We start from the raw sequence: 4,209 nt of genomic DNA on the forward strand, positions 1-4,209 counted from the left end.
CGGCGGGCGCAGGGGCTGCCCGCGACCTCCCTCGCCTGGGGACCCTGGACCGACGGCATGACCACGGGGCTCGGCCGGTCCGACCGGGCCCGGATCAACCGGTCCGGTACCCGGGCGCTCGGTGCCGAGGACGGGCTCGCCCTCTTCGACCAGGCCGTGCGCGGCACCGACGCGCTCGCCGTCGCCGCGCTGTGGGACCTGTCCGCGCTGCGCGCGGCGCAGACCCTGCCGCCCCTGTTCCACAAGCTCGTCGGACGGCCGGCCCGCCGGTCGGTGGCCGACGGCTCCGGCCGGGCCGAGGAGTGGGCCGACCGGTTCACCGGCCTGGCGCCGGCCGAACGGGAACGCGCCGCCGTCGAGTGGGTCCGCGAGCAGGCGGCGGCCGTGCTGGGCCACGCGTCCGCCGGCGCCGTCGCCGCCGACCGGGCCTTCCTCGACCTCGGCTTCGACTCGCTCACCGCCGTCGAACTGCGCAACCGGCTCGCCACCGCGACCGGGCTGCGGCTCGGCACGACCGCGGTGTTCGACTACCCCACGCCGGCCGCGCTGGCCGGGCACCTGCTGGAGCGGGTGCTCGGCGACACGGCCGCCACACCCGCCGCGCCGCGCTCCGGCGCCGCCGGCGGCGCGGACGAACCGATCGCGATCGTCGGCATGGCCTGCCGCTACCCCGGCGACATCACCTCCCCGGACGAGCTGTGGCAGGCTGTCACCGAAGGCCGCGACGCCATCTCCGGGTTCCCCACCGACCGCGGCTGGGACCTGCGGGCGCTGTTCGCCGACGATCCCGAGCGGCCCGGCACCAGCCACACCCGCGAAGGCGGATTCCTGCACGACGCCGGCGAGTTCGACGCCGACTTCTTCGGGATCTCGCCCCGGGAGGCCCTCGCCATGGACCCGCAGCAGCGGCTGCTGCTGGAGGCGTCCTGGGAGGCCATCGAGCGCGCCGGCATCGACCCCGCGTCGCTGCGCGGCAGCCGCACCGGCGTGTACGCCGGTGTGATGTACCACGACTACGCGGCCCGCGTGGACGTGCTGCCCGACGGCGTCGAGGGCTACCTCGGCACCGGCAACTCCGGCAGCATCGCCTCCGGCCGGATCGCGTACGCCCTCGGCCTGGAGGGCCAGGCCGTCACCGTGGACACCGCGTGCTCCTCGTCGCTGGTCGCCCTGCACTGGGCCGTCCGGTCGCTGCGCTCCGGCGAGAGCGACCTCGCGCTCGCCGGCGGCGTCACCGTGATGGCCACCCCCGGTGTCTTCGTCGACTTCTCCCGGCAGCGCGGCCTGGCCACCGACGGGCGCTGCAAGTCGTACGGGGCCGGCGCGGACGGCACCGGCTGGTCCGAAGGCGTCGGCATGCTCCTGGTGGAACGGCTCTCCGACGCCGTCCGCAACGGACACCCGGTGCTCGCCGTCGTCCGCGGCACCGCCGTCAACCAGGACGGCGCGTCCAACGGGCTCACCGCGCCCAACGGGCCGTCCCAGCAGCGGGTCATCCGGCAGGCGCTGGCCGACGCCCGGCTCACCCCGGCCGACGTCGACGCCGTCGAGGGCCACGGCACCGGCACCTCGCTCGGCGACCCGATCGAGGTGGCGGCGCTGCTCGCCGCCTACGGGCAGGAGCGGCCTTCGGACGCGCCGCTGTGGCTGGGCTCCGTCAAGTCCAACATCGGGCACACCCAGGCCGCCGCCGGCGTCGCCGGTGTCATCAAGATGGTGCAGGCCATGCGGCACGGCGTCCTGCCCCGCACGCTGCACGCCGACGAGCCGTCCCCGCACATCGACTGGGCCTCCGGCGCGGTGGAACTGCTCACCGAGGAACGGGCGTGGCCGCGGACCGACCGGCCGCGCCGGGCCGCCGTGTCGTCCTTCGGACTGTCCGGCACCAACGCCCACGTGGTGCTGGAACAGCCGGAACACCGCGAACGGCCGGCCGACTCCGCGCCGCGGCCCGTCGTCCCCGTCCCGGTGCCGCTGTCCGCGCGCACCGACGCGGGACTACGGGCCCAGGCCGACCGGCTCGCCGCGGCACTGACCGCCGACCCGGACCTCGTCCCGCTCGACATCGCGTACTCCGCGGCCACCGGCCGGACCCGGCTGGACCGCCGGGCCACCGTCGTGGCGGCGACCCGCGAGGAACTCCTCGCCGGTCTCGGCGAGCTGGGTCCGGCCATGGTGGCCGGTACCGGGCGCACCGCGTTCCTGTTCACCGGGCAGGGCGCCCAGCGCCCCGGCACGGGTGAGGAACTGGCCGCCGCCCACCCGGTGTTCGCCGCCGCGTACGCCGAGGTGTGCGCCGCGTTCGACACCGTCCTCGACCGGCCGCTGCGCGAGGTCGTCGCCACCGGCGACGGTCTGGACGACACCGGGTACGCCCAGCCGGCGCTGTTCGCGCTGGAGGTCGCGCTCGGGCGGCTCTTCGCGTCCTGGGGCGTCGTACCGGACCTCCTGCTGGGGCACTCCGTCGGCGAACTGGCCGCCGCACACCTGGCCGGCGTGTGGTCGCTGCCCGACGCGGTGCGCGTCGTCGCCGCCCGCGCCCGCCTCATGGCCGCCCTGCCCGCGGGCGGCGCGATGGCCGCCATCGAGGCACCCGAGGAGGAGGTGGCCGCCGAACTGGCCGACGGCGCGGTGCTCGCCGCGGTCAACGGCCCCCGGTCGGCGGTCGTCTCCGGCACCCGGGACGCCGTCCTGGCCACCGCCGGGCTGTGGGCCGCACGGGGCAGCCGTACCCGCGAGCTGAAGGTGTCGCACGCCTTCCACTCGCCGCTGATGGAGCCCATGCTCGGCGACTTCGCGGCGACCCTCGCCGACGTGGAGTTCCACGCGCCGCGGATCCCGGTCGCCTCGACCGTCACCGGGACCCTCGCCGGCGACGAACTGTGCACCCCCGCCTACTGGGTCCGGCACGTACGGGACACCGTGCGGTTCGCCGACGGCGTCCGCGCCCTCGGCGAGGCCGGCGTGGACACGGTGCTGGAACTCGGCCCCGACGGCGTCCTCACCGCGATGGCCGCCCCGCTGCTGCCCGACACCGCCGTGGCCGTGCCCACGCTGCGCGCCGGACGGCCGGAGGCGACCGCCGTGGCCGCCGCGCTCGGCGCCCTGCACGACCGCGGTACGACGGTGGACTGGTCGGCGTTCTACGCGGGCACCGGAGCCCGGACCGTCGCCCTGCCGACGACCGCGTTCCAGCGCACCCGCTACTGGCTCCAGTCCGCGCCCCGGACCGGCGACCTCACCGCCGCCGGGCTGACCACGGCCGGCCACCCGCTGCTCGGGGCCGCCGTCGAGTCACCCGACGGGGTCCTGCTCACCGGACGGCTGGACACGGCCACACAGCCCTGGCTGGCCGACCACACCGTGCTCGACACCGTCCTGCTGCCGGGCACCGCGTTCACCGAACTCGTCCGCGCGGCCGGCGAACGCGTCGGCCTGCCCCGGGTGCGGGAACTCACCCTGGCCGCGCCGCTCGTGCTGCCCGCCGACGGCTCGGTCCTGGTCCAGGTGCACGTGGGTGCCGCCGCCGACGGCGAGCGGCCGGTCACCGTGTCCGCCCGCGCGGACGCCGGCACGGACGACGGCGCCGAGTGGACGCGGCACGCCACGGGCGTCCTCGCCCCCGCAGCACCGGGAACACCGGGAACACGGGCGGTACCGCCGGCCGGTACCGACCCGCTGCCCTGGCCGCCGCAGGACGCCGAGCCGCTGCCGACGGCCGGTCACTACGACGACCTGGCCGCCGCCGGCCTCGGCTACGGCCCCGCCTTCCGCGCCCTGCGCGCGGTCTGGCGGCGCGGTGACGGCCCGACGGCCGAGGTCTTCGCCGAGGTCGGCCCCGCGCCCGGCACCGACCCCACGGGCTACGGCGTGCACCCGGCGCTGCTCGACACCGCGCTGCACGCGGCCGGCGTCGGCGGACTCGGCGTCGCGGGCGTGCCGTTCGCCTGGAGCGACGTCCTCGTCCACACCACCGGCGCCCGCTCCCTGCGGGTCCGGCTCACCCCGGACGGAAACGGCGGACTGTCCCTGCACGCCACGGACGACGAGGGCCGACCGGTGATCGACGTCGGCGCGCTGCGCCTGCGCCCGATCGCGCCGGAGGACCTGCGCACCGCGCCGGCCGCCGCAGAGGCCCTGTTCGACCTGGACTGGGTCTCCGTCCCCCTGGCCCCGGGCCGGCGGCCCGCCGGCCGCTGGGCGGTGCTC

At 77.2% G+C, this 4,209-nt stretch carries 1 protein-coding gene; it reads left to right on the top strand.

Annotated features, from left to right (window positions below):
* Positions 1-4,209: type I polyketide synthase (locus CCN44_RS37505; RefSeq protein WP_143650274.1), on the top strand; the 4,209-nt coding region annotated here is incomplete at both ends.

Origin of the sequence: Streptomyces tricolor (assembly GCF_002155905.1) — a bacterium.
GTDB lineage: Bacteria > Actinomycetota > Actinomycetes > Streptomycetales > Streptomycetaceae > Streptomyces > Streptomyces tricolor.